Origin of the sequence: Pseudoclavibacter sp. RFBJ3, assembly GCF_002931375.1 — a bacterium.
Taxonomy (GTDB): domain Bacteria; phylum Actinomycetota; class Actinomycetes; order Actinomycetales; family Microbacteriaceae; genus Pseudoclavibacter.
Genome location: NZ_PSXZ01000023.1, coordinates 1 through 2,868, shown reverse-complemented (window position 1 = coordinate 2,868; position 2,868 = coordinate 1). Strand labels below are relative to the sequence as shown.

At 69.7% G+C, this 2,868-nt stretch carries 2 protein-coding genes and 1 pseudogene; all 3 read right to left on the bottom strand.

Features of this window, described 5'->3' with window-relative positions; genetic code table 11:
• Window positions 1–659, bottom strand: a pseudogene (locus C5E07_RS17500) (L-arabinose isomerase); the annotation flags it as partial.
• A complete protein-coding gene (locus C5E07_RS17495) occupies window positions 656–1,390 on the bottom strand; it encodes an L-ribulose-5-phosphate 4-epimerase (RefSeq protein WP_104301133.1) in 735 nt (244 codons plus the stop codon). The pseudogene C5E07_RS17500 and the gene C5E07_RS17495, both read right to left, overlap by 4 nt.
• The coding region (gene araB / locus C5E07_RS17490; RefSeq protein WP_104301131.1) for a ribulokinase at window positions 1,387–2,868 on the bottom strand (1,482 nt) is incomplete at its 5' end. The genes C5E07_RS17495 and araB, both read right to left, overlap by 4 nt.

Below are 2,868 nucleotides of genomic sequence, written 5' to 3'. Positions count from 1 at the left end.
TCGGCGAGCTCGTTGACGCCCCACGTGTTGACCTGCACGCCGAAGCGCAGCTCGGCCTCCGTCTTGTCGCCCTCGGTGACGGCGACGAAGCGCATGTTGTCGCCGAAGCGGGCGAGCTTCATGGTGCGCACGGCCTGCCAGGCGGCCGCGGCTCGCGACCAGCTGTCGATCTGCCGCGTCACGCTCGCGCTCGACGCGTGGCCGACGACCGTCTTGCGGGGGATGCCGAGGCGGGTCTGGATGTACCCGAACTCGCGGTCGCCGTGCGCGGCCTGGTTGAGGTTCATGAAGTCGAAGTCGATGTCCGCCCACGGCAGCTCCACGTTGGCCTGCGTGTGCAGGTGCAGGAGCGGCTTCGCGAGCGCGTCGAGGCCCTGGATCCACATCTTCGCGGGGCTGAAGGTGTGCATCCACGCGACGATGCCGATGACGCTGTCGTTCGAGTTGACCTCGAGGGCCGCGCGGCGGATGGCGTCGGAGTCGGTGAGCACCGGCTTCCAGACGATCTTCACGGGCGTGTTCGGCGACTCGTTGAGTGCGTCGACGATGGCCTGCGACTGGCCTGCGACCTGGCGCAGCGTCTCCTCGCCGTAGAGTCCCTGGCTGCCGGTGAAGAACCAGATCTCAGCGGCGTCGAAGGAAGTGGTGAGTGCGCTCAACTGAGGGCTCCTGTCGGGTCTTGTCCGTAGACGTTCTGGTAGCGGTCGAACAGCGAGTCGACGGCCTGCTGGGGGATGGGGTTCGGAGTGCCGAGCTGCCGGGAGATGTGCACGGTGCGGGCGACGTCCTCGACCATGACGGCTGCCTTCACGGCGTCGCGGGCGTCCTTGCCGATCGTGAACGGCCCGTGGTTCTTCATGAGCACCGCCCGCGAGCGGTGCCCGCGCAGCGTCTCGACGATGCCGCGGCCGATCGAGTCGTCGCCGATGATCGCGAACGGGCCGACGGGGATCTCCCCGCCGAACTCATCCGCCATCGCGGTGATCACGCATGGGATGGGCTCGCCCCGCGCCGCCCACGCGACGGCGTAGTCGGAGTGCGTGTGCACGACCCCGCCGACCTCGGGCATGTTCCGGTAGACGTACGCGTGCGCCGCCGTGTCGCTCGAGGGGGAGCGATCGGAGCCGGGAGTGCCGGGTACGACCTCGCCGTCGAGGGTGCAGAGGATCATGTTGTCGGCGGCCAGGTCGTCGTAGCTGACTCCGGACGGCTTGATCACGAACAGCTCCGTGCCCGGCACGCGGCCGGAGATGTTGCCGCCCGTCCAGACCACGAGCCCGTAGCGGACGAGCTCGTCGTGGAGGGTCGCGACCTCGGCGCGGATGGTGTCGATGCTCGTCTGCGTCTCGGCCGTGATGACGGGCGTGGTGCCGGAGGTCTGGATGCTCATGCGTTGACCTCCTCGCGGGTTGCCGGGGCTGGGGCAGCGGATGCGCTGGCGAGCGCCTCGCGGCGGCGTCGCTTGAGGCGCTTCATGACCTGGTTCGCGCCCCGCCCGAAGTGGTCGTGGAGTTCGGCGTACTCGGCGTACAGCTCGTCGTACGCGGCGACCGCCTCCGGGTTCGGGACGTACTTGGCGCGCGTCACGCGCCCCATGGCTGCCGCCGCGGCGCGTGCATCCGGGTACGCGCCTGCAGCGATCGCCGCGTGGATGGCGGATCCGAGCGCCGGACCTTGCGCGCTGTCGATCGTTGAGATCGGCATGCCGAGGATGTCGCTGTAGGTCTGCATGAGGAACGCGTTCTTGAGCAGACCGCCGGCCGCGATGAACTCCGTCACGGGAACCCCGGAGGCGTTGAACGTCTCGACGATCGTGCGCGTGCCGAAGGCCGTCGACTCGAGCAGGGCGCGGTAGACGTCCTCTGCCTTCGTCGCGAGCGTCGCACCGACGAGCAGGCCGGAGAGCTCGTGGTCGACGAGCACGGAGCGGTTGCCGCTGTGCCAGTCGAGGGCGATGAGGCCGTGCGCCCCGACGGGCTGCGCTGCCGCGAGGTTGGTGAGGTGCTCGTGCACGGAGATGCCGAGTTCGGCCGCGGCGCGCTCGTAGCGGGCTGGCACCTGGTTCTCGACGTACCAGGCGAAGATGTCGCCGACGCCCGACTGGCCGGCCTCGTAGCCGTAGAGGCCCGCGACGATGCCGCCGTCCACGACCCCGCACATCCCCGGCACCTCGGCGAGGGTGTCGGAGCTCATGACGTGGCAGGTGGAGGTGCCCATGATGGCGACCATCTGGCCCGGCTCGGTCGCGGCCGCGGCAGGGGCGGTGACGTGCGCGTCGACGTTGCCGACCGCGACCGCGATGCCCTCTGTCAGGCCGGTCCAGGCCGCGGCTTCCGCCGAGAGCGTGCCGGCTGCGTCGCCGAGCTGGCCGATCTCGTGGGCCAGCTTGGCCTCCGCGAAGTCGGCGAACTCGGGGTTGAGGGCGGCGAGGAACTCGCGGCTGGGGTACTCGCCGTCCTGCAGGATGCCCTTGTAGCCGGCGGTGCAGGCGTTGCGGATGTAGGTGCCCGTGAGCTGCCAGACGATCCAGTCGGCCGCCTCGACCCAATGGTCCATCGCGGCGTACACCTCGGGGTCCTCCTCGAGGAGCTGGAGGCCCTTCGCGAACTCCCATTCGCTCGAGATGAGGCCGCCGTACCGGGGCAGCCACTTCTCACCTCTCAGCTCGGCGAGGTCGTTGATGCGGTCGGCGTGCGGTTGCGCTGCGTGGTGCTTCCAGAGCTTCACGTAGGCGTGGGGGCGCGTCTCGAAGCCGGCGACCTCGTTGAGCGGGGTGCCGTCGGCGAGCGTCGGCACCATGGTGCAGGCCGTGAAGTCGGTGCCGATGCCGATGACATCCGCCGCGTCGATGCCAGCGTCTGCGATGGC